This window comes from uncultured Kocuria sp., assembly GCF_947500125.1.
Lineage (GTDB): Bacteria > Actinomycetota > Actinomycetes > Actinomycetales > Micrococcaceae > Kocuria.
Window position 1 is genome coordinate 1 of record NZ_CANMRA010000086.1, and the last position, 784, is coordinate 784.

The 784-nt window shown below is 68.6% G+C and carries 1 protein-coding gene; it reads left to right on the forward strand.

Going from position 1 to position 784, the window contains the following annotated elements; genetic code table 11:
* Nucleotides 1-102: 102 nt before the first annotated feature.
* Nucleotides 103-784: helix-turn-helix domain-containing protein (locus Q0817_RS19960; protein WP_298592236.1), on the forward strand; the 682-nt coding region annotated here is incomplete at its 3' end.

Consider the following 784-nt stretch of genomic DNA (forward strand, 5'->3'; position numbering starts at 1 on the left):
TGTACCCAGTCGGGACATTGGTAGCAGGACGGTGTTGACGTGAGGAAAGCCTCCGGGTGGGGTGTGGCTTGTCTAAGGCCCACATCCACCACGGAGGCTCCCGTGTCCCACCGTAACGCCCGCACCACCGTCCACGGCAGGCTGCTCATCGTCTCCCGGCACCGTTCCGGGATGCCGAAGTCCCACATCGCCAAGGCCATGGGCATCTCGCGCAAGTGCGTGGCCCACTGGATCACCCGTTACGAGACCGAGGGTGAGACCGGCCTGCAGGACCGGTCCTCGCGCCCGCACACCACCCCGACCCGCACACGTACGAGCACGGAGCAGCGGGTCCTGGCGCTGCGCGCCAGGACCCGGCAGGGCCAGGACTGGATCGCAGGTGAGCTGGGTATCCCGGCACGCACGGTAGGGCGGATCCTGCGCCGCCATCAGGTCCCGTACCTGCGCGAGCTGGACCCGCTCACCGGTGCGGTGATCCGGTCCTCGAAGACCACCGCGGTGCGCTACGAACGCGAGCACCCTGGGGAGCTGGTGCACATGGACGTGAAGAAGCTCGGGCGGATCCCTGATGGTGGCGGCTGGCGTGCCCTGGGGCGCGCGAACGCGGTCAGAGATCGTCGCCACGGACCCGGCTTCGACTACGTGCACTCGGTGGTCGATGACCACTCCAGGTTGGCGTACTCCGAGATCCACGCCGATGAGAAGGGCACCACCTGCGCCGGGTTCCTGGCCCGGGCGGCCGTCTACTTCGCCGGCCACGGGATCCCGAGGATCGAGCGGGTGA